This window comes from Streptomyces taklimakanensis (genome assembly GCF_009709575.1).
GTDB classification, from domain to species: domain Bacteria; phylum Actinomycetota; class Actinomycetes; order Streptomycetales; family Streptomycetaceae; genus Streptomyces; species Streptomyces taklimakanensis.
Genome location: NZ_WIXO01000001.1, coordinates 3,670,307 through 3,691,343, shown reverse-complemented (window position 1 = coordinate 3,691,343; position 21,037 = coordinate 3,670,307). Strand labels below are relative to the sequence as shown.

Below are 21,037 nucleotides of genomic sequence, written 5' to 3'. Positions count from 1 at the left end.
CGAGGACCGCGCCCCCGTTCGGGGACGCGGTCCTCGGCGCGTCCGGCCCGGGCACCCGGATCCGGGGGCCCGAAACGGCTCGGTCAGTGGAAGAAGTGCCGCGTACCGGTGAGGTACATCGTCACGCCCGCCGCCTTCGCCGCCTCGACCACCTGCTCGTCGCGGACCGAGCCGCCCGGCTGGACGACGGCCCGCACACCCGCGGCCGTCAACACCTGAAGGCCGTCGGGGAAGGGGAAGAAGGCGTCGGAGGCCGCGTACGAACCGCGGGCCCGCTCCTCCCCGGCGCGCTGGACCGCGAGCTTCGCGGAGTCCACCCGGTTGACCTGCCCCATGCCGACGCCGACCGTGGCACCGTCCTTGGCCAGCAGGATCGCGTTGGACTTCACCGCCCGGCAGGCCCGCCAGGCGAAGGCCAGCTCGGCCAGCTCCGCCTCGCCCAGCGCCTCGCCGGTGGCCAGGGTCCAGGTCGCCGGGTCGTCGCCGGCGGCCTGGAGGCGGTCGGCGACCTGGAGCAGCGCGCCGCCGTCGATCGGCTTGTGCTCGACGGTCGCGGCGGGAGCCTGCGGGCAGCGCAGCACGCGGATGTTCTTCTTGCGGGCCAGCACCTCCACCGCGCCCTCCTCGTAGTCGGGGGCGACGATGACCTCGGTGAAGATCTCGGCCACCTGCTCGGCCATCTCCCGCGACACCGGGCGGTTGACGGCGATCACGCCGCCGAAGGCCGACAGCGGGTCACAGGCGTGGGCCTTGCGGTGCGCCTCGGCGACGTCCGCGCCGACGGCGATGCCGCAGGGGTTGGCGTGCTTGACGATCGCCACGCACGGCTCGGCGTGGTCGTGGGCGGCCCGACGCGCGGCCTCGGTGTCCGTGTAGTTGTTGTAGGACATCTCCTTGCCGTGCAACTGCTCGGCACCCGCGAGGCCGCCGCTGCCGTCGCTGTAGAGGGCGGCGGGCTGGTGCGGGTTCTCGCCGTAGCGCAGGACGCTGCGGCGCTCGTAGGCGGTGCCCAGGAACTCCGGGAAACCGGAGTCGTCCGCCGGGGCGTGGTCGCTCGCGAACCAGGAGGCGACGGCCACGTCGTACGCCGCGGTGTGGGCGAACGCCTCGGCCGCCAGCCGCCGGCGGGCCGCCAGGTCGAAGCCGCCGGCGGCGACGGCTTCCAGCACCTCGCCGTAGCGGTCGGGGTTGACGACGACGGCCACCGACGGGTGGTTCTTGGCGGCGGCGCGGACCATCGAGGGGCCACCGATGTCGATCTGCTCCACGCACGCGTCCGGGGAGGCGCCGGAGGCGACGGTCTCCCGGAAGGGGTAGAGGTTGACGACGACGAGGTCGAAGGGCTCCACCTCCAGTTCGTCGAGCTGCCGGCGGTGGTCCTCCAGGCGCAGGTCGGCGAGGATGCCCGCGTGGACGCGCGGGTGCAGCGTCTTCACCCGGCCGTCCAGGCACTCGGGGAAGCCGGTCAGCTCCTCCACCGGGGTGACGTCCACGCCCGCGGCGGCGATCCGCGCGGCCGTCGAACCGGTCGAGACGATCTTCACGCCCGCCGCGTCCAGCCCCCGGGCCAGCTCCTCCAGACCCGTCTTGTCGTAGACGCTGACCAGCGCGCGCCGGACGGGACGCCTGGTGGTCGCCGTGTCCTCAGAGCCATCAGTCATGACCGAGAATGACCTTTCTTCCCTCAATGCGGTAGCCGTGGCGGGCGAGCCGTCCCACGGTGTCGACGAGCAACCGTCGCTCGACTTCCTTGATCCGCTCGTGGAGCGTGGATTCGTCGTCCGCCTCCCGCACCTCGACCACGCCCTGGGCGATGATCGGGCCGGTGTCGACACCGTCGTCGACGAAGTGGACGGTGCACCCGGTGACCCTCACGCCGTACGCGAGCGCGTCGCGCACGCCGTGGGCACCGGGAAAACTGGGGAGCAGGGCGGGGTGGGTGTTGACGAGGCGTCCGCCGAACCGGGCCAGGAACTCCTTGCCCACGATCTTCATGAAGCCCGCGGAGACCACCAGGTCGGGCTCGTACGCCGCGGTCGCCTCGGCCAGCGCGCGGTCCCAGGCGTCCCGGTCCCCGTGGTCCCGCACGCGGCGGACGAAGGTGGGCAGTCCGGCGCGTTCGGCGCGCTCCAGCCCGACGATGCCGTCACGGTCGGCGCCCACGGCCACGATCTCGGCGCCGTAGGCGGCCGCCCCCCGTTCGGCGACGGCGTCGAGGAGGGCCTGGAGGTTCGTGCCCGAACCCGACACGAGGACGACGACGCGGGCCGGGGAGTGAGCGGCGAAGGAGCGGGAAGCGGAAGCCACGACGAGGCTCTTTCTCGGAAGGACGGTGCGGCTTTGTGTGATCGTACAAATCCATGGGTCGGGTGATTCCGGGGAACCCTACGAAGCGGCCGACCGTCAGCAACGATACCGGCACGCCGGACGGCCCCCTCGGGACGGGTGGACGGCCGCCCGGTAGCGTCTGGGCCACGTGCGTCGCCCGGGTACGTCGTGACGCGCGCCACCACGCGCGCCGTCAGGCGCACCGTCGCGCACACCAGGCACGCCGCACCCACACCACAGATCCACACGGCCCCGCGCCGGGACGAGACCCAGGGGAAGACACAGAGCACATGACGGACCGACGCCGCCGCGCGGCCCTCGCCACTCCGACCGGCATCCCGACCGGCATCCCGACTGGCACCGCCCCGGTCCCGTTCCGGCTGCGGATGTCACCGTCGGACCCGTCCGGATCCTCGGGGGCCTCCGGCGGCGAGGGGAACGGCTCCCGCGGCGGCACGGACGACAACCCCTTCGCCCCGCCGCCCGAGGACCGCCCCGAACAGCCGTGGCGGCCGCGCCTCCCGGCGGACACCGGCCGGGACGGGGCGAACGGCGACGGCGGGGACGACCGCGACCGCGGGGACGGCTCCGCCCCGGAGTGGGGCGGCCGGTGGAGCAGCCGTCAGCCGCGCCGTCAGAGCGGCGGGTTCGGCGGGGCCGACCGCCCGGAGGCGCCCGGCGGCGGCACCGGCCCCGGCGGCCGGAACGGCATGCGCTGGGACCCGACCGACCCGGTGCAGCGACGCGCCCGGTACGCCCTGCTGGCGGGCATGTGGGGCGTCTTCTTCGCGCTCTTCGGGCTGACCTGGCTGGCGGCGCCGCTGGGCGCGCTGGCCGTGTACTGGGGGGTCGTCTCGCTGCGGAGCAAGCCCGGCGCGGACGGCGACACGGGCGGGACGAACGCTCCGCGCGCGGCGGCCCGTCCGGAGGACGTGGCGGGATCGAGTGGTTCGCCGGCCCCCTCCGGAACGGCCGGCCCGTCCGGAGGGAGCCCGTCGGGGGCGTCCGCCTGGGACCCCGCCGCGCGACGGTCGGCCGCCGGGCAGCCCGGCCGGCCCGGCCAGGGGCCCCGGCCGCAGACGGCAGCGGCGGTGAGCGGGCTGGTGACGGGCGTCGTCGCCCTGCTGATCATCGCGGCGCAGTTCACGGTGCAACTCGTCTACCGCGACTACTTCGTCTGCGTCGAGGACGCCCTCACCAACTCCTCCCGCCAGGCGTGCGACCGGCACCTGCCCGAGGAGCTGCGGCCCTTCTTCGGCGAACAGGACGAGTGACGGTGACGCGGCGGACGCGGTGACGCGGCGACTGCGGTGACGCGGCGGCTGCGGTGATCCGGCGGGCCGACCCGTCAGCCGGTGCCGCGCCCCCGGAGCCGGAGGGCCCGCAGGGCCAGGGCGCCCGGCAGCCCCAGGAGCACGGTCCAGGCCAGCGCGGCCGCCCCGGTGAGCCGCCAGTCCGGACCGAGGTGGGCCAGCGCGCCCGTGCCCAGCGGTCCGCCCGCCAACCCGGCCAGCAGCGCGGTGGCCGCTCCGCAGCCGCACGCGGCCAGCGCGGCGGCGCACGCCGTCGCCCACGGGCCCAGCACGCGCCTGCCCCGCTCCGGCACCGCGACGCGCGCCACGCTCCGCGCCGCGGCCGTCCCGGCCGCCAGCGGCACCACGGCGGCCAGCGCCCACTCCACCGGCGTGCCGGGGCCCTCGACCGGTACGGCCGCCAGCAGCGGGAAGTCCGGCAGCGGCGGCGCGGCGGTCACGGCCACCGGACCCACCGTGCTGCCGCCGCCGAGCGTGAAGCCGGGGCCGAGGCCCCAGGCGGCGCCCCAGACGGCCGCGTTCGGCATCAGGGCCAGGGAGAGCAGCAGGGTCGAGGCGTACCCCGACCAGGTGGGGGTGATCGACGGGAACGCCGCCCGCTGCGCGGTGGCCACGTGCCACATCAGGGAGCCCGCCGCCAGCAGCGCGCCCGCGGCGCACAGGGCGGTGGTCGCCGCGAGCGCGCCGCGCACCGCGGCGAAGACGCCGGCCCCGGTGAGCGCCGACCGCAGGAGCGGCGGCGCGGCGGCCCGCAGTCGCCGGGCTCGCCGGCCGGACGGGACCAGAGGCCTGCCCCGGCCCGTCCAGACGCCCGCGGCCACCGCGACCACCACCACGACGGGCAGCCGCCACGCGACCCCCAGGGGATCGACCCGGACGGGGCCGGAGGAGGCGTACACCGTGACGGCGGCGGCGACCAGCAGGTATCCGACGGCGATCCAGCACGCGGCCCGCCGGGGCGAGTCGCCCCCGCCGGCGGCGTCCGCCGCGTCCAAGGCGCCGAGCGCCGCCGTTCGGGCCGTGCGGTGCAGCAGCCACAGCGGCGCGGCGCACAGCAGCAGCGGTGTCAGTCCGACGGGCGCGGGCGCTCCGTCGAGGGTCTCGACGCGGACGAGGGGGACGCCGTGGGCCATCAGCCACAGGTCGGCGGCGATGTGCAGGGCGTCGCCGGGACCGTCGTCGGGGTAGGGGGAGGAGATCCACAGCGACAGGACGAGAACGGTGACCCCTCCCAGACCCAGCCCGGCGGCCATCGCGCCCTCGAACAGGCGCTCCCGGAGCGGGACGGGCTCGCCGCGGAGCATCGCGGGGGCGCGGGGTGGTGGTGGGGACGGCGGAGGCGGCGACGCGCCCTGACGGGTCATCGGATGCACGCCGCCATGCTGCCAACAACCGGTGCCCGGCCCGGGGAGCGGGGAAAGGATCGATGTGTCGCACACGATCCGCTATGGACTTTTTCATACAGTGCATCAGTACGGACTTCGTACGGACACAGCCGTCGACGATCTCCCAGGGACGGACAGCCGCATGACCGAGACAGTCTCCGTTCGCGCCCCCGGCAACGGCACCAGGAGCGGGACCGGGTCCGGGCTCGGGACCGACTCCGGGAAGTGCCGTCCGGCCGGGCGCCCCGCGCCCCCCGAGGAGCGGCGCGGCCCGGCGGGGAGCGGGCCGGCCGAGGCCTTCGACCGGCTCCACCGGCGGCACGCCGCCCCCCTGTTCCGGCAGGTGTACCTGCTCACCGGCGACCGGCGGTCGGCCGGCCGGGCCGTGGGCCGCGCCTTCCGGCTGGCCTGGGAACGGTGGCCCGAGGTCGCCGTGGACCCGGACCCGGCGGGTTGGGTGCGCGCCGCGGCGCACGAGTACGCGCTCGCGCCCTGGCAACGGTTCCTCCCCCGCCCCCGGCCGCGCCGCGCCACCACGCCGGCCCCGGCGAACGGCGGGGACGGGAACGGGGGAGGAAGCGGCGGAACGCGCGCCCCGAAGCTGCCGTTGGAGGCGCTGCTGCGGCTGCCGCCCGTCTACCGGCGCACGCTGCTGTTGCACGACGGACTGGGCATCGACCTGCCGGAGACGGCCGCCGAGTGCGAGGCGAGCACCGCGGCCGCCGCCGGACGGTTGATGCACGCGCGCGAGGGACTGGCCGAGTACGTGCCCGAGCTGTCCCGCGTGGCGCCGGACCGGCGCAGGAGGATGATCCGGGACCTGCTGGAGGAGGCGGCCGCCGCCGGGCCCGAGCCCGAGACGGCGTCCGCCCGCGCGGTGCGCGGTGCGAGCGAGGGCCGGGTGCGGCTCCGTACGGGCGCCGCGGTGGGGATGACGGCGCTGTTGACGACGGCGGTGGGGCTCACGGCCGTGGCCGGGCCCCGGGGGCAGGTGCCCGAGCGGCCCCCCGCCGTCTCCGTGCACGCCCCGGACCGGGACGGCCCGGCGGACGGCCGCTGACGCCGGTCGGCCGGTCGACCGACCGGCGGGCGACGAGCGAGGGGCGCGGCCGGGCCGGAGGCGCGGGGACGCGGAACGAGCGGAGAACGGCCGTGGGCCCGCACTCCGGGGAGTGCGGGCCCACGGCGGGCGCCGGCGGTCCCGCCGTCCGACGGGCCTCCGGTGCGGCCGATTCAGCCGGCGAGCACCTCGCGGGCCAGGCGGGCGGTCTCGGACGGGGTCTTGCCGACCTTCACGCCCGCGGCCTCCAGGGCCTCCTTCTTCGCCTGGGCGGTGCCGGAGGAACCGGAGACGATGGCGCCGGCGTGGCCCATGGTCTTGCCCTCCGGGGCGGTGAAGCCCGCGACGTAGCCGACGACCGGCTTGGTGACGTTGGCCTTGATGAAGTCCGCGGCCCGCTCCTCGGCGTCGCCGCCGATCTCGCCGATCATCACGATCAGGTCGGTGTCGGGGTCGGCCTCGAAGGCGGCCAGGGCGTCGATGTGGGTGGTGCCGATGATCGGGTCACCGCCGATGCCGACGCAGGTGGAGAAGCCGATGTCGCGCAGCTCGTACATCATCTGGTACGTCAGCGTGCCCGACTTCGACACCAGGCCGATGCGGCCGGGCTTGGTGATGTCGGCCGGGATGATGCCCGCGTTGGACTGACCCGGGGTGATCAGGCCGGGGCAGTTCGGGCCGATGATGCGGGTCTTGTTGCCCTTGGCACCCGCGTAGGCCCAGAACTCGGCGGTGTCGTGAACGGCGATGCCCTCGGTGATCACCACGGCGAGCGGGATCTCGGCGTCGATCGCCTCCTTCACCGCGTCCTTGGTGAACTTCTCCGGGACGAAGACGACGGTGACGTCGGCGCCGGTGGCCTCCATGGCCTCCTTGACCGAGCCGAACACCGGTACCTCGGTCCCGTCGAAGTCGACGCTCGTGCCCGCCTTGCGCGGGTTGACGCCGCCGACGATGTTGGTGCCGGAGGCCAGCATGCGCCGGGTGTGCTTCTGACCCTCCGAGCCGGTCATCCCCTGGACGATGACCTTGCTTTCCTTGGTGAGGAAGATAGCCATGGTTGTTCGGTGTCCTCGTCCCTCGTTACTTCGCGGCCAGCTCGGCGGCCCGCTCGGCGGCGCCGTCCATGGTGTCGACCTGCTGCACCAGCGGGTGGTCGGCGTCGTTCAGGATCTTGCGGCCCAGCTCCGCGTTGTTTCCGTCGAGGCGGACCACCAGCGGCTTGTCGACGTTCTCGCCCTTGGACTTGAGCAGTTCCAGGGCCTGCACGATGCCGTTGGCGACGGCGTCGCAGGCGGTGATGCCGCCGAAGACGTTGACGAAGACGGACTTCACGTCCGGGTCACCGAGGATGACCTCCAGGCCGTTGGCCATGACCTCGGCGGAGGCGCCACCGCCGATGTCGAGGAAGTTGGCGGGCTTGACGCCGCCGTGGTTCTCACCGGCGTAGGCCACGACGTCCAGGGTGCTCATGACGAGGCCCGCGCCGTTGCCGATGATGCCGACCTGGCCGTCGAGCTTGACGTAGTTCAGGCCCTTGGCCTTGGCGGCGGCCTCCAGCGGGTCGGCGGCGGCCTTGTCCTCCAGGTCGGCGTGGTGCGACTGGCGGAACGCGGCGTTGGCGTCCAGGGAGACCTTGCCGTCCAAGGCGAGGACGTCGCCACCGGCGGTCTTGACCAGCGGGTTGACCTCGACGAGGAGGGCGTCCTCCTTGACGAAGACCGTCCACAGCTTCTGTACGACCTCGACCACCTTGTCGGCGACCTCGGCCGGGAACTTCGCGGCCTCGACGATCTCACGGGCCTTGGCCTCGGTGACGCCCTCGACGGCGTCGACCGGGATCTTGGCCAGGGCCTCGGGCTTGGTGGCCGCGACCTCCTCGATGTCCATACCGCCCTCGACGGACGCCATGGCGAGGAAGGTGCGGTTGGCGCGGTCCAGCAGGAAGGAGACGTAGTACTCCTCCGCGATCTCCGCGGTCTGGGCCAGCATCACCTTGTGGACGGTGTGGCCCTTGATGTCCATGCCCAGGATCTGGCGGGCCTTCTCGACCGCGTCGTCCGGGTCGGAAGCCAGCTTCACACCACCGGCCTTGCCTCGTCCACCGGTCTTGACCTGCGCCTTGACGACCGCGCGACCGCCGAGTCGCTCGGTCACCTCGCGCGCCGCCTCGGGCGTGTCGATGACTTCACCGGCCAGCACCGGCACGTCATGCTTGGCGAAGAGATCCCTCGCCTGGTACTCGAACAGGTCCACGCGCGTCCGTCCCTAGTTGTGGTATCGCGGTTCGTTGTCAGCGTGGGCGTGCCGCGTGGCCGCGGCGTCGGCGGGGGCGCGCGGCATGTCCGCCTTGCAGGTTAGCCCTGTCCGTGTGCCCGACATAAATCGCAGCTCACACCCGTGTGGTGACAACCGTCACAGACGCGTGTCCCCTCACCCGGGAGGGAGGGGACGGAAACGAGGGGAAAAACCGCCCGCCCACCGCCCGGCCGCCGCTCGACCACCGCCCGGCGTCGCCCGATCGCCGACGGGTCGCCGCCCGGCCGGCGGGGGCGTCCGCGCGCCGGTCCCGGGCGGTTCACCGCACCTGGCGGCGGACCAGCTCGTGGAAGAGGCCGCCGGTGTCGGCGAGCAGTTCGGCCGGGGCGCCCTGCTGGGCGATCCGCCCCTCGGACATGACGATCACCCGGTCCGCGTCCATGATCGTGGACAGTCGGTGGGCGATCACCACGCGGGTGCAGCGCAGGGCGCGGGTGGACTCCATGACCACCCCCTGCGCCTCGTTGTCCAGCGCGCTGGTGGCCTCGTCCAGGAAGAGGACGCGGGGCTTGCGGATCAGCGCCTGGGCGATCATCAGCCGCTGGCGCTGCCCGCCCGAGACGGTGCCGCCACCGTCGGAGAGCATGGTGTGCAGGCCCATCGGCATGGCCTTGACGTCCTCCGCCAGGCCCGCCATCGCGACCGCCTCCCACACCTCCTCCTGCGGGTACGTCTCGGCTCCGGAGACGCACTCCAGGATCGAGCCGGTCAGCGGCTGGGCGTTCTGGAGCACGACGCCGCACTGGCGGCGCACGGCCGCCCGGTCGAGCGCCGCCAGGTCCTGGCCGTCGTACCGGACGCTGCCGGAGGTGGGCCGGTCGAAGCCGATGAGGAGCCGCAGCAGCGTCGACTTGCCGCAGCCACTGGCACCGACGATCGCCACGAACTCGCCCGGACGGATCCGGAGGTCCACGCCGTCGAGCACCAGCGGGCCGTCCTCGGTGTACCGGTAGGAGAGGTCGTGGACCTCGATCGCCCCGCTCAGCTCGCCGGGCCGCACACTGCCGCTCTCCACCTCCGGAACCTCCCGCATCACCGGCCTGACCTGCTCGAACATCGGCAGTACGGCGGCGGCCGAGATAAGCGCGCCGGTCAGCTGGGTGGCCGAGGAGAGCATCATCGTCACGGCGGTGCTGAAGGTGAGGAACTCGGCGGCGGACATGCTGCCGCGGGCCGGGCCGGCCAACAGCGCGAACATCACCAACGTGCACAGCGGCAGGTAGACCGCGTTGAGCACCGAGACGACGTTCGCGATCCGCCCGGCCCGCTGCTGGAGCCTGCGGGTGCGGGCGAACTCCCGCGCCCACGCGGCGTAGGCGAAGCTCTCGGCGGCGGCGACGCGCAGCTTGGGCAGGCCGCGCAGGGTCTGGAAGGCCTGGTTGTCGAGCCGGTGGCCCAACTTGATCAGCTGCCGCTGGTAGCGCAGCTGCCACAGCCCCAGCCCGAGGAAGACCGCGGCGATCGTCAGCAGCATGGCGATCGCCGTCAACGCCAGCGGCACGCTGTGCGCCAGCAGCACCACCAGGTTGACCGCGCCGACGGTGACCGACTGGAGCGCCACCGGGCCGATGCCGGACAGGGTGCGGCGGATGGTGCTGATGCCCATCGCCGCGCCGGCCAGCTCGCCCGTGGAGCGACCGGCGAAGAACGTGGTGGGCAGCCGCAGCAGTCGGTCCCAGACGGCCGGTTGGAGAGTGGCCTCGATCCGTCCCTCCAGCCGCAGGATGGAGACGTTCTGGAGCAGGGAGAAGGCGGCCGAGAGGACCCCGGCGGCGATGAGCGCCAGCGTCGTCTGCACGATGAGGCCCCGCTCGCCCTCGGGCACGTACTCGCCGAGCACCCGGCCGGTGGCGATGGGCACCAGGGCGCCCAGACAGACCGCGACCAGTCCGCCCAGGACGAGGGCGCGCACCTCGCCCCGGGTGCCTCGGACGCTGAAGCGCAGCAGGCCGAGCAGGCCCAGGGGACGGTCGGGCAAGGGTCGGTAGAGCATCACGGCCTCGGTACCGAAGTCGGCCGCGTTGTCCCCGTCGACGCGCTCGCGCTCGCCGGTGGCCGGATCGACGGCCTCGTAGCCGCCGCGCCGCCACAGCAGTGCGACCGGCGCCCCTCCCCGGGCCTCCGCCCGGTCGGCACGGTCCGCCCGGGAGGAGCGGGGCCCCCGGGCACGGCGTCCCACCACAGGACCGTAGTCCTCCCTCCACCAGCGGCCGGAGAGCCTGACGGTGCGGGTGCGGATCCGCGAGGCGAGCGCGACGCGCTCGACCGGGTCGGCGCGGCCGGGGTCGCCGTCCGCTCCGGCGGGCCGCTTCAGGGCGATGCCGGACCGCTCGGCCACCAGGCGGCACGCGGCGAAGGCGGCGTCGTCGTCCGCGGCGTCGCGGGGGGTGCCGCGGGGACGGCCGATGGAGGCGATCAGCGTCCGGTCCGCCTGGGTGCGGGCGGCCTCGCCGGCCTCGATGCCGGCCGCGGTGCGGTCCTCGTGGGCGCGTTCGATCTCCTCGATCCGGTCGTCCAGGGCGTACATCAACCGGTACTGCCGGTCGACCATGCCCTGCCACATCGCCGGGTCGACCAGGAGGGCGCCGGCCGCCTCCGCGTCGTACGCGGCGCCGTACGCCACGCTGCCGGGGGCGATCTGCATCCAGAGGATGTCGTCGTCGGCCGCCGCCGGCTGCCCGTCGGCGGCGGGGCCGTCCTGCGCCGCCTGGTAGAGCACCCGCAGGCCGCGGCCGATGCCGCGCGCGAAGGCGTCCTCCAGTGGACTGAGCCCCGCCTCGCCGGGGTGGCCGGGGACGGCCTGCCGTCCCCGGGCTCCGTCCGGGGGCATCCCCGGCCCGGCGTGCCACTGCTCGGCCATCCACTGCCCCGTGTCGCCGTATCCGGCACCGCCGTACCCCGTGCCGTCGGCGGCGACCCAGGGGTCGGCCGGTGCGGGGGCGTGCAGTTCGCGCAGCTCCACGCGGTGCAGGCGGCAGCCGGGCACGGGACGCGCGGTCAGGGTGTGCTCCGGTCCCCGGACCGGCCCCAGCAGCAGTGTGCCCGTGCCCACGCGTCCCAGGAAGTGCCACTGGCCGTCGGCCACGGCGGCGCCGGGCGCCACCGGCACGCCGTCGGGCGTGTCGTCCCGCGCGGTGCCGACGGCGAACAGGTCCAGGGAGCCGTCGACCACGAGCCACAGCACGTGCGGGCCCTCCAGCGACAGGCTGCGCGCACCGGCGCGGTCCACCGCCGTGCCCAGGTGCCCCAGGGCCGCGACGACGGGATCGGCGGAGGCGGTGGGGATGGTGGGGGCGGTGGGGTCGGGCGACGCGTGGAGGTGCGGGTCGTCGTACGTCCGGTACCCGGGCTCCCGGTCGTACGGCGGGTGCGGCGAGTGCGCCCCGGGGTACGCGTGGTGAGGAGTGGTCACCTCAACGCTCCCTGACCAGCTCGGCGTACGGCCCGCCCGCGGCGACCAGGTGCTCGTGCCGCCCGCGCTCCACCACGGTGCCCCGGTCGAGCACGACGATCTCGTCGCTGTCGCGCACCGTGCTCAGCCGGTGGGCGATCACCACGCAGGCGCAGCCGCGGCGCCGCAGGTTGTCGATGATGGTCTGCTCGGTCACCGCGTCCAGGGCGCTGGTCACCTCGTCCAGCACCAGCACGCTGGGACGGCGCACCAGGGCGCGGGCGATCTCCAGCCGCTGCCGCTGTCCGCCGGAGAAGTTGCGCCCGCCCTGTTCCACATGGCTGTGGATGCCGCCGGGGCGACGGGCGACCACGTCGTGCACGGCGGCGTCCCGCAGCGCGGCGACGACGTCCTCGTCCGGGATGGAGGGGTCCCACAGCGCGACGTTGTCGCGGACGGTGCCCTCGAAGAGGACGACGTCCTGGTCGACGAAGGCCACCGACGCCGCCAGCGCCCCGCGCGGGATGTCCTCCAGCCGCATCCCGTCGATGCGGATCGTCCCCTCCCAGGGGGCGTGGAGACCCGCGATCAGCCGGGAGACGGTGGACTTGCCGCTGCCGGACCCGCCGACGAGCGCGACCTGCCGGCCGGGGCCGACCGAGAGGGAGAAGCCCTTCAGCAGCGGCGGGTCCAGGGGGCTGTAGCCGAAGGTGACCCCCTCCAGTTCGACGTGGCCGGTGAGCCGCCGGGTGCTGGGGGCGGGCTCGTGCCGCGAGTAGACCGGGTCGACGGGGAAGTTCTCCACGTCCCGCAACCGGGCCAGGTCGGCGGCGAAGTCCTGGATGCGGCCGGCCACGCCGTTGAGGCGGGTGATCGGCGTGGTGAAGCTGGTCATCAGGGTCTGGAAGGCGACGAGCAGACCGACGGTCAGGTGTCCCTCCACCGCCCGCAGACCGCCGATCAGCAGGATCAGCGCGCTGTTGAGCGTGGCCAGGGTGGGCGCGACGACCGCCAGCCAGGCGCTGGGCACGCCCAGGCGCTGCTGCACGTCGAGGGTGGTGGCGTGCTGTCCGGCCCAGCGGCGGAAGAAGCCCTGCTCGCCGCCGGTGGCCTTCATCGTCTCGATGAGCTGGAGGCCGCTGTAGGAGGTGTTGGTCAGCCGGGCGGTGTCGGCGCGCAGCTTCTGGGTGCCGGTGGCCCGCAGCCTGATCACCACGCGCACGGCCACCAGGTTGAGCAGCGCCACCGACATGCCGACGACGGCGAGCTGCGGATCGTAGGTCCACAGCAGCGCCGCGTAGAGCACGACCACGACGGCGTCCACGCCGGCGGCGGCCAGGTCCCGGGCGAGGGTCTCGGCGACCGCGTCGTTGGACTGGAGCCGTTGGACGAGGTCGGCCGGGTTGCGCTGGGCGAAGAAGGTGACCGGGAGCCTGAGCAGGTGCCGGAAGAAGCGGGCACTGGCCAGGGTCGAGGAGATGATGTGCCCGCGCAGCAGGTTGGCGTGTTGGAGCCCGGTGAGGACGGCGGTGAGCACCAGGGCGGCGGCCATCGAGGGGAAGAGCACGCCCAGGAGCGAGGTCCGACCGCCGATGAGGAAGCTGTCGATGTAGGTGCGGCTCAGCGCGGGCACCGTCGCGCCGACGGCCACCAGCAGGAGACTGGCGAGGACGGCGGCGAACAGGGTGCCGCGGGTGCCGCGCAGCCGGTCGGGCATGGCGCCCATGACGCTCGGCCTGCGACCGCCGCGTCGGAAGCCCTCGCCCGGTTCGAAGGTGAGCACCACACCGGTGAAGCTGGTGTCGAAGTCCGCCGGCGGCACGAACCGCCGCCCCCGGCCGGGGTCGTTGACGTACACGCCGCGACGGCCGAGGCGGCGGCCGGTGCCGTCGTAGACGACGTAGTGGTTGAACTCCCAGAAGAGGATGGCCGGGGGGCGCACCTCGGCGAGGGCGGCCAGGTCCATCTGCATGCCCTTGGCCCGCAGTCCGTAGCCGCGGGCGGCCCTGAGGAGGTTGCCGGCGCGGGAGCCGTCGCGGGAGACGCCGCAGGCGATGCGCAGCTCCTCCAGGGGCACGTGGCGGCCGTGGTGGGCGAGCACCATGGCCAGCGCGGCGGCACCGCACTCCACGGCCTCCATCTGGAGCACGGTGGGAGTGCGCACGGGGCGGGGCGTCCGGCCCCGGGGGGTACGAGCGGCTCGACCGCGGGCGGCGCGGCGGCGGTTGTCGGGAGCGCCGTGGTCGGTGCGGGCGGCGCGGCGGCCGGCGGGCGGGAGGCGGTGGGACCGGGCCGCGCCCCCGGAGTCCTCCGGCGGCCGGTGGGCTGTGGGCCGGCGGGAACCGCGGGGTTCTCGGGGTTCTCGGGGTTCTCGGTGCCGGGTCTCCCGGTGCTGGGGGACGGTCAAGGGAGGAGCCATTCGACGGGGCGCTGCGCCGGGAGGCGCACGGCGCCGGTGACCGGTGTCCTGGACTCGACGGCGTACGGGGGCCCGTCGCCCGAGGACCACGCGTAGCCGGACTCGGTGCTCTCGGAGCGCTCGAGTTCCACGACCACCGCGACGGGGTTGCCCCGCCGGGTGAACTGCTCGGCGAGGTCGGCGTCGCCGAGGAAGGCGCCGATCTGCCGCGGTGTCCGGGGGGCGCGGCCGACCTGGGCGACGCGACCGCGCAGCATCCCGAACCGCTGTTGGGGCACGGACTGGACGGTCAGGTCGACCCGGGCGCCGACGGCGACCGAGGAGCCGCCGTCGCCGGGGATGTAGAGCACCGCCACCAGCGGGTCGTCCGGTCCGTCCACGCGCTCCAGCGTCGCCACGTCCGCGCCGGTCTCGACGACCGAGCCGACCCCGGCGACCAGGGCCGTCACCAGACCGCCCGTCACCGTGCGGACGGCCTGCTCGCCCTGCGGGGTGCGGAGCCTCAGCAGGGGAGCGTCGGCGGGCAGCAGCTCGCCCTCCTCCGCGAGGACTTCGGTGACCTGGCCGGCGATCGGGCTCTGCAGGGTGTAGCTGCCTCCCGCGTGGGTGAGGATGCCGGGTGCGCTGAGCTTGGTGGAGATCGATCCGCCCACCGCCCAGAAGGCGGCGACGGTCATCACGGCGACCGTGACGGCCAGGACGAGGCGGCCCTGCGGGCGGGCGAAGCGCACCGGCAGGTCGAGTTCCTCCGGCGACTGGAGCTTGGAGAGCGCCTTCTTGCGGAACTGCACGGAACCATTCCTTCGACTGCGTTCCCCCTGGAACTCGTCTCCGGGGTGGGGCGGGGCAGCCGGCCGGGGACGTGGGCGCGGACGACCGCGAACCCCGGAACGGGTTGCTCCGGGGTTCGGGGGCGGCTCACCGCGCGCCCGCACGTCCTCGGAATCGTGCGGGCGCCCGAGGGAACCGGTGGGGTGCTGCGATCAGCGGCCCAGGGCGGTGGTGTCGACGTGAACGCCGGTGACGCCGGAGACGAGGCCCGGGGCCGCGCCGGCGATGCCCTGCGCGGTCTGGGTCGTCTCCAGGGAGTTCACGGCGCCCACGACGGTCGCGGCGTCGTTGAGCGCGGCGCCGGCCAGGCCGCCGGAGACGCTGACGATGCCGCCGGAAACGGCGTCCAGCTCGGCGTCGTCGATCTCACGGGTCTCGAGGTGCTCACGCATTGAGCGTTGTCCCTTCTCGGTGTGGAAGCGTTTCCCAGTGGCGTGGGACGGAGCGCAGGGGGGACGGTCCGACCCACTCCCATGACGGCCGGGCATTCGACGCCCCGTCAGCCGAAAGGCGATCGGCTGGAATCGGAGCGCGTTTTCCCGGTCCGCCTGGTGCGCAAATGAGAACACGCGACCGGCCGGCCTGACCAATCCCTCGGACGCCTTTCACCGCATCTTGCGGAGGGCCTTCACTCACTTCCGGTCGTCAAAAGGTTCCACTTCCTTCACAGGAAAGCGCGAGGAACCCGGCGTCGCGCGAACGACCGAGGACACAGCCGGATGTTCCCGTCCGACCGGCGGTGGCACATGCCGGACATGTCGAGTACCCACACAGCGAGTAGGGCGCAGATTGCACACGGTGTGAAAGTTTTCGAAGGAGGCCACTCGCCGGTGATCGACGAGCGCGGCGTATCGATCGATGCCGCTCATCCACCATCCCGGAAACGCCGAACGGGGGCGCGAATCCTTCGCCTGTGCGCCCCTTCCATATGGCCGCGCGCCCCGGCCTGCCGCATCGGAGCGGCCTCGCGGCCGGGAATTCCCGCCCACCGACGGCCACCGCCCCCGCGCCGTCGAAAGGCATCCGCATCTCCCGTGGAATTCGGCCACGACTCGTTCACATTCTCCCCGTCCATTCACCCGCTCACTCCACCGGAATCGGCAGGGGCCTTTTCTCGATGGCCGCGGCCATCACCTCCGGGAAGTGGTCGGGAGTGCAGGCGAAGGCCGGGGCGCCGAGCGCGGCCAGCGCCGCGGCGTGCTCGCGGTCGTAGGCGGGGGCGCCCTCGTCCGAGAGCGCCAGCAGCGTGACGAACTGCGTGCCCGCGCTCTTCATGGCGGCGACCCGCTTGAGCATCTCGTCGCGTATGCCGCCCTCGTACAGGTCGCTGATGAGGACGACGACCGTCTCGGCGGGCCGGGTGATCCTCGACTGGCAGTAGGCGAGCGCCCGGTTGATGTCGGTGCCACCGCCGAGCTGGGTGCCGAACAGCACGTCGACCGGATCGTCGAGCTGCTCGGTGAGGTCGACGACGGAGGTGTCGAAGACGACCAGCCGGGTGGAGATGGACCGCATCGAGGCGAGCACCGCTCCGAAGACCGAGGCGTAGACGACCGAGGCGGCCATGGAGCCGGACTGGTCGATACAGAGGACGACGTCCTTCGTCACCGCCCGCGAGGCGCGGCCGTGGCCGACGAGCCGCTCGGGCACGACCGTCCGGTGTTCGGGCAGGTAGTTCTTGAGGTTGGCCCGGATGGTGCGGTCCCAGTCGATGTCACGGTGCCGGGGGCGCCGCACCCTCGCCGACCGGTCCAGGGCCCCGGTCAGGGTGGACCTGGTGCGGGAGGCGAGCTTCCGCTCCAGCTTGTCGACGACCTTGCGGACGACCGCGCGGGCCGACTCCCGGCTGGACTCCGGCATCGCCCGGTTGAGGGAGAGCAACGTGCCGACCAGGTGGACGTCCGCCTCCACGGCCTCCAGCATCTCCGGCTCCAGCAGCAGGGCGGACAGGCCGAGCCGGTCGATGGCGTCCCGCTGCACGACCTGGACGACGGAGGCGGGGAAGTAGGTGCGGATGTCGCCCAGCCAGCGGGCCACGCTCGGCGCCGAGGCACCCAGCCCGGCCGAACGCCGCCCCTGCCGGCCGCCCCCGCCCTTCCCGCCGCCGTAGAGGGCGGCGAGGGTGCGGTCCATGGCGGCGTCCCGACCGGTCAACTCGCGGCCGGTGCCCTCGGCGCCCTCCCCGCCGCCGAGGACCAGCCGCCAACGCCGCAACCGCTCGTCGTCCCTCGCCGCCGCGTCCGTCGCGCCGTCGGGCGCCGCGCCGTCGGTGTTCCCCGCCCCGTCCACCGGTGCCCCCGGCACGGTCGGCACCGCGGTCGGATCGTTCGTCACGCCGTCACCGCCTTCTCCTCCGCCGTCTTCCCCGTCCGTTCCCCCGACCGCCCGGCCCGCTCGCCGTCCCGGTCGGCGCGCCCTCCCGCGCCAAAGTCCACCGCGCCCTCCCCCAGCAGCAGCCGCAGCACCGGCAGCACGGCGTCGGCCCGCTCCCGGTCGAGTCCCGCACCGAAACCCGGTGCGCTCTCCCACCCCGCCGCGCCCGCCCCGGCACGTCCCGTCGGGCCGCGCCGGACCAGCTCTCCGACGGTGCGCCGCACCCCCGGCTCGTACGCGGAGAACGTCCTGCGCAGCAGGGGCAGGACGTTCGTGAACGCCTCCCCCGCCAATCCGGTCAGCCAGCCGTCCACCAGGGACAGCAGCCGCTCGTCGTGGACGAGCAGCATGCCGCCGCCCGCCAGGAAGCCCTCGATCCAGGCCGCCGCGTCCGCCGGTGGGGTGCCCGGGGAGAGGGCCGGCCCCATCAGTCGGGCCGCCTCGTCGTCCGCCAACGCCCCGTCGTCCAGCAGCAGGCGGGCGCAGCGCCCCCGCACCAGACCCGGAGTCCGGTCCCGCGCGGCGAGGGAGCGCAGCACCGCACGCCAGCGCGCGAGCAGTTCCTCCCGCCCCAGCAGGGCGACCGCCCGATGGGCGGCGTCGACGTGGCCGCGCATCTCGGCCGCGCCGTCGGCGTCGAGGCCGGCGCAGGCGGGCGGCAGTCCGACGCACACCCGTTCGGCGAGCCCCTCGGCGACCTCGCGCAGCGCGGTGGCGTCCGTGCCGCGGACGTCCCCGTAGCGCACCGAGCGCACCAGCGCGGGCAGGGCCCGGGCGAGCCGGCCGACGTCCGTGTCCAGGGCCGCGCGGTCCGCCAGGACACGCATCACCACCGGCAGGGCGTCGCCGAGTCCGGCGAGCAGGCAGCGTTCGGCCACCGCGGTGACCTCGGCCAACGAATCGGCGTCCCGCGCCAGCGCCTCGGCCCGGGCCGTGGCCGCCGCGGCGACCGTGGTCCCCCACACCCCGGCCTCGGCGATCCGCACCGACAGTTCGGGCCGCCAGCGCAGCCGCCAGGTCTCGCGGAAGGTGCCGGTGGCTCCCCCGCGGCCCGCCACCGGCTCGCCCCAGTCGATGCCCAGCAGCCGCAGCCGGTGCAGCAGCCGGCTGCGGGCGGCGGCGTTCTCCTCGCGCAGGTCGAGGTCGAGGTCGCGTTCGCGCGCCTCCGGTTTCATCCGCAGGGAACGCTGGAGACGTGCGAGGTCGCGTTGGAGCGGTACCGCCGGCGCCTCCTCGGGCACCTCGCCCAGTGCCTCCCCGACCACCAGCCGGTCGTGGACGAGGGCGAGCGGTACGTCCGAGCCCTCGCACATCACGGCGCGCACGGCGTCGAGCGTCTCGCCCAGCCCCGGCAGGGGGCGTCCGCGCAGGACGGCCAGGGTGTCGGCGAGGCGCACCGCCTCGATGACGTGCGCCGAGGAGACGGGGTGGTCCTCCTCGCGCAGCAGCCGGGCGACCTTCGTCATCCACCGCTCGACGGGGCGGTCGGGGACGGAGAAGAGGTGGCCGTACCAACCGGGCGAGACGATCCCGGCGCCGTAGCCGCTGCGGCGCGCCAACCGCTCGTTGGTCCACGGCACCCAGGTGATCTCGGTCTTCGTCCTCGGCAGCCCCTTGAGGAGCCGGCGGTCGGCGGTGACGGTCGTCCGTGCGGTCAGGGCGGGCACGTGCCAGGCGCCGCAGACGACGGCCACGCCCTCGTCCCCGAACTCCCCGCGCGCCTCCCGCAGGCGCAGCCGCATGTGGGCCTCGCGCACCGCGTCGCGGCGCGGGCCGTCCCCGTGTGCCTCGCGCAGGGCGGCCATGGCGTCGGCGAGGGCGGCGAAGGGCGCGTACGGATCCGCGGTCGTGTTCTCGCCGTCCCCGTCGTCCCCGCCGTCCCCGCGTCGGCCGCCGCGGTGCTCCACGACGTCCTCCCACCAGCGTTCGGGGTCGTCGTGACCGGCCGTCTCGGCGAGCACGCGCAGCGGGTCGAGGCGGGCCGCCTCGTCCTCCGGGGACTCGCCGTCCGGCCCCGGCCCGCCCTCGCCGTCCGTCCCGTCCGCGTCCCACGCCAGCGAGTGGGCCGCCGGCAGGTCGAAGAACCGCACCGGCACCCCGCGCTCCAGCGCCCAGCGGATGGCCACCCACTCCGGGGAGAACCCGGCCAGCGGCCAGAACGCCGCCCGCGCCGGATCGTCCACCGCGTGGGCCAACAGCGCCACCGGGGGACGCAGCGCCTCGTGCGCCGCCAGCTCCACCACCGCGTCGGCCTCCGGCGGCCCCTCCACCAGCAGCACCTTCGGCTCGTGGGCGTCGAGCGCGGCCAGCACCGCCCGCGCCGACCCGGGACCGTGGTGGCGCACGCCGAGCAGCAGGGGCCCGTCCGGTGCCGCGCCCGCGCCGCGCACCGCCGCCGTCACGCGCTCACCTCGCGGCAGGCGCGGTAGAAGTCCTTCCAGCCCTCGCGCTCCCGGACGACCGCCTCCAGGTACTCCTGCCAGATCACGCGGTCGGTCGCCGGGTCGCGGACGACGGCACCGAGGATCCCGGCGGCCACGTCACCCGGGCGCAACACCCCGTCGCCGAAGTGGGCGGCCAGGGCCAGCCCGCCGGTGACCACGGAGATGGCCTCGGCCGTCGACAGCGTGCCGGACGGGGTCTTGACCTTGGTGCGGCCGTCGGTGGTGATCCCGTCCCGCAGTTCGCGGAAGACCGTCACCACGCGCCGTATCTCGTCGATCCCGTCGGGAGCCGCCGGCAGGTCCAGCGAGCGGCCGATCTGTTCCACCCGCCGGGCCACGATCTCCACCTCCGCCTCGGGGGTCGCGGGCAGCGGCAGCACCACGGTGTTGAAGCGGCGGCGCAGGGCGCTGGAGAGCTCGTTGACGCCCTTGTCCCGGTCGTTGGCGGTGGCGATCACGTTGAAGCCGCGGACGGCCTGGACCTCCTCGCCCAGCTCCGGGATCGGCAGCGTCTTCTCCGACAGGATCGTGATCAGGCCGTCCTGCACGTCGGCCGGGATGCGCGTCAGCTCCTCGACGCGGGCGACCGTGCCGTCGGCCATGGCCCGCATCACGGGGCTGGGCACCAGTGCCTCCCGACTGGGCCCGTTGGCCAGCAGCTGCGCGTAGTTCCAGCCGTAGCGGACGGCCTCCTCGGCCGTTCCCGCGGTGCCCTGCACCAGCAGCGTGGAATCGCCGCAGACGGCCGCCGCCAGGTGCTCGGAGACCCACGTCTTGGCGGTGCCCGGCACTCCGAGCAGCAACAGGGCCCGGTCGGTGGCCAGCGTGGTGACGGCCACCTCGACGATCCGGCGGGGCCCGACGTACTTGGGCGTGATCACCGTGCCGCCCGGCAGGGTGCCGCCGAGCAGGTAGGTGGCGACGGCCCACGGCGACAGCCGCCACCGCTCGGGACGCGGCCGGTCGTCCGCGGCGGCCAGCGCCTCCAGCTCCTCCGCGAAGGCGTCCTCGGCATGGGGCCGCAGAGCGGCCGGTGCGCTGTTGGTGGCGGTCACGTTCTCCCCCTCGCAGGCGGCTGATCCGGTACGCCGGACACGATGCACGTCGGCACTGACAACGCCGTCCCGAATCCCCAGGTGAGGCCGCCGACCTGCGAGGACCCTCTGTCGGAGGG

At 74.5% G+C, this 21,037-nt stretch carries 14 protein-coding genes; 2 read left to right on the top strand and 12 right to left on the bottom strand.

Features of this window, described 5'->3' with window-relative positions:
* Window positions 1–83: 83 nt before the first annotated feature.
* Both purH and purN read right to left on the bottom strand, forming a co-directional pair.
* Window positions 84–1,661, bottom strand: a complete 1,578-nt coding sequence (gene purH / locus F0L17_RS16440) for a bifunctional phosphoribosylaminoimidazolecarboxamide formyltransferase/IMP cyclohydrolase (RefSeq protein WP_155071670.1) — start codon at window positions 1,659–1,661, stop codon at window positions 84–86.
* Complete coding sequence (gene purN / locus F0L17_RS16435) at window positions 1,654–2,307, bottom strand: phosphoribosylglycinamide formyltransferase (protein ID WP_162466282.1); 654 nt, start codon at window positions 2,305–2,307, stop codon at window positions 1,654–1,656. The genes purH and purN overlap by 8 nt, the downstream gene beginning before the upstream one ends.
* Before the next feature lie 311 nt (window positions 2,308–2,618).
* On the opposite strand from purN, the gene F0L17_RS16430 reads away from it, so the two are divergent.
* Window positions 2,619–3,602, top strand: coding sequence for a hypothetical protein (locus F0L17_RS16430; RefSeq protein WP_155071669.1), 984 nt, complete (start codon window positions 2,619–2,621; stop codon window positions 3,600–3,602).
* Window positions 3,603–3,676: 74 nt separating this feature from the next.
* Here the strand turns inward: F0L17_RS16430 and F0L17_RS16425 are convergent, their stop codons facing one another.
* The gene (locus F0L17_RS16425; protein ID WP_238420634.1) at window positions 3,677–5,005 is read right to left on the bottom strand and encodes a cell division protein PerM; all 1,329 of its coding nucleotides are present in this window, start codon (window positions 5,003–5,005) and stop codon (window positions 3,677–3,679) included.
* A gap of 163 nt (window positions 5,006–5,168) precedes the next feature.
* Here F0L17_RS16425 and F0L17_RS16420 point away from each other — a divergent pair, with 163 nt between their 5' ends.
* Entirely contained in the window at window positions 5,169–6,086 is a 918-nt protein-coding gene (locus F0L17_RS16420; RefSeq protein WP_155071667.1) for an RNA polymerase sigma factor, read from the top strand.
* 173 nt (window positions 6,087–6,259) lie between these two features.
* Here the strand turns inward: F0L17_RS16420 and sucD are convergent, their stop codons facing one another.
* The 9 genes from sucD to F0L17_RS16375 form a co-directional block, all read right to left on the bottom strand.
* A complete protein-coding gene (gene sucD, locus F0L17_RS16415; RefSeq protein WP_155071666.1) occupies window positions 6,260–7,144 on the bottom strand; it encodes a succinate--CoA ligase subunit alpha in 885 nt (294 codons plus the stop codon).
* 25 nt (window positions 7,145–7,169) lie between these two features.
* Window positions 7,170–8,342 (bottom strand): ADP-forming succinate--CoA ligase subunit beta, encoded by a 1,173-nt coding sequence (gene sucC / locus F0L17_RS16410; RefSeq protein ID WP_162466281.1) that lies wholly within the window; start codon window positions 8,340–8,342, stop codon window positions 7,170–7,172.
* 322 nt (window positions 8,343–8,664) lie between these two features.
* Complete coding sequence (locus tag F0L17_RS16405) at window positions 8,665–11,655, bottom strand: NHLP bacteriocin export ABC transporter permease/ATPase subunit (RefSeq protein ID WP_155073721.1); 2,991 nt, start codon at window positions 11,653–11,655, stop codon at window positions 8,665–8,667.
* Between the two features lie 163 nt (window positions 11,656–11,818).
* Window positions 11,819–13,936, bottom strand: coding sequence for an NHLP family bacteriocin export ABC transporter peptidase/permease/ATPase subunit (locus F0L17_RS16400; protein WP_238420632.1), 2,118 nt, complete (start codon window positions 13,934–13,936; stop codon window positions 11,819–11,821).
* A gap of 263 nt (window positions 13,937–14,199) precedes the next feature.
* Window positions 14,200–15,006 carry an HlyD family efflux transporter periplasmic adaptor subunit gene (locus tag F0L17_RS16395; RefSeq protein ID WP_162466280.1) on the bottom strand — a complete coding sequence of 269 codons (807 nt, stop codon included), beginning with the start codon at window positions 15,004–15,006 and terminating at the stop codon, window positions 14,200–14,202.
* Window positions 15,007–15,198: 192 nt separating this feature from the next.
* Window positions 15,199–15,438, bottom strand: coding sequence for a hypothetical protein (locus F0L17_RS16390; RefSeq protein ID WP_155071664.1), 240 nt, complete (start codon window positions 15,436–15,438; stop codon window positions 15,199–15,201).
* 691 nt (window positions 15,439–16,129) lie between these two features.
* A complete protein-coding gene (locus F0L17_RS16385) occupies window positions 16,130–17,260 on the bottom strand; it encodes a VWA domain-containing protein (protein ID WP_155073719.1) in 1,131 nt (376 codons plus the stop codon).
* A gap of 116 nt (window positions 17,261–17,376) precedes the next feature.
* The gene (locus F0L17_RS16380) at window positions 17,377–19,821 is read right to left on the bottom strand and encodes a DUF5682 family protein (protein ID WP_338018107.1); all 2,445 of its coding nucleotides are present in this window, start codon (window positions 19,819–19,821) and stop codon (window positions 17,377–17,379) included.
* Window positions 19,818–20,918: an AAA family ATPase gene (locus F0L17_RS16375; RefSeq protein ID WP_162466279.1), complete on the bottom strand. Its 1,101-nt coding sequence runs from the start codon at window positions 20,916–20,918 to the stop codon at window positions 19,818–19,820. The genes F0L17_RS16380 and F0L17_RS16375 overlap by 4 nt, the downstream gene beginning before the upstream one ends.
* Window positions 20,919–21,037 lie beyond the last annotated feature (119 nt).

Excerpts from the sequence above, each read along its gene's own strand:
- purH (WP_155071670.1), bottom strand. The coding sequence starts at position 1,661 with ATGACTGATGGCTCTGAGGACACGGCGACCACCAGGCGTCCCGTCCGG.
- F0L17_RS16430 (WP_155071669.1), top strand. The coding sequence starts at position 2,619 with ATGACGGACCGACGCCGCCGCGCGGCCCTCGCCACTCCGACCGGCATC.
- F0L17_RS16425 (WP_238420634.1), bottom strand. The coding sequence starts at position 5,005 with ATGACCCGTCAGGGCGCGTCGCCGCCTCCGCCGTCCCCACCACCACCC.
- F0L17_RS16420 (WP_155071667.1), top strand. The coding sequence starts at position 5,169 with ATGACCGAGACAGTCTCCGTTCGCGCCCCCGGCAACGGCACCAGGAGC.
- sucD (WP_155071666.1), bottom strand. The coding sequence starts at position 7,144 with ATGGCTATCTTCCTCACCAAGGAAAGCAAGGTCATCGTCCAGGGGATG.
- F0L17_RS16400 (WP_238420632.1), bottom strand. The coding sequence starts at position 13,936 with ATGGAGGCCGTGGAGTGCGGTGCCGCCGCGCTGGCCATGGTGCTCGCC.
- F0L17_RS16390 (WP_155071664.1), bottom strand. The coding sequence starts at position 15,438 with ATGCGTGAGCACCTCGAGACCCGTGAGATCGACGACGCCGAGCTGGAC.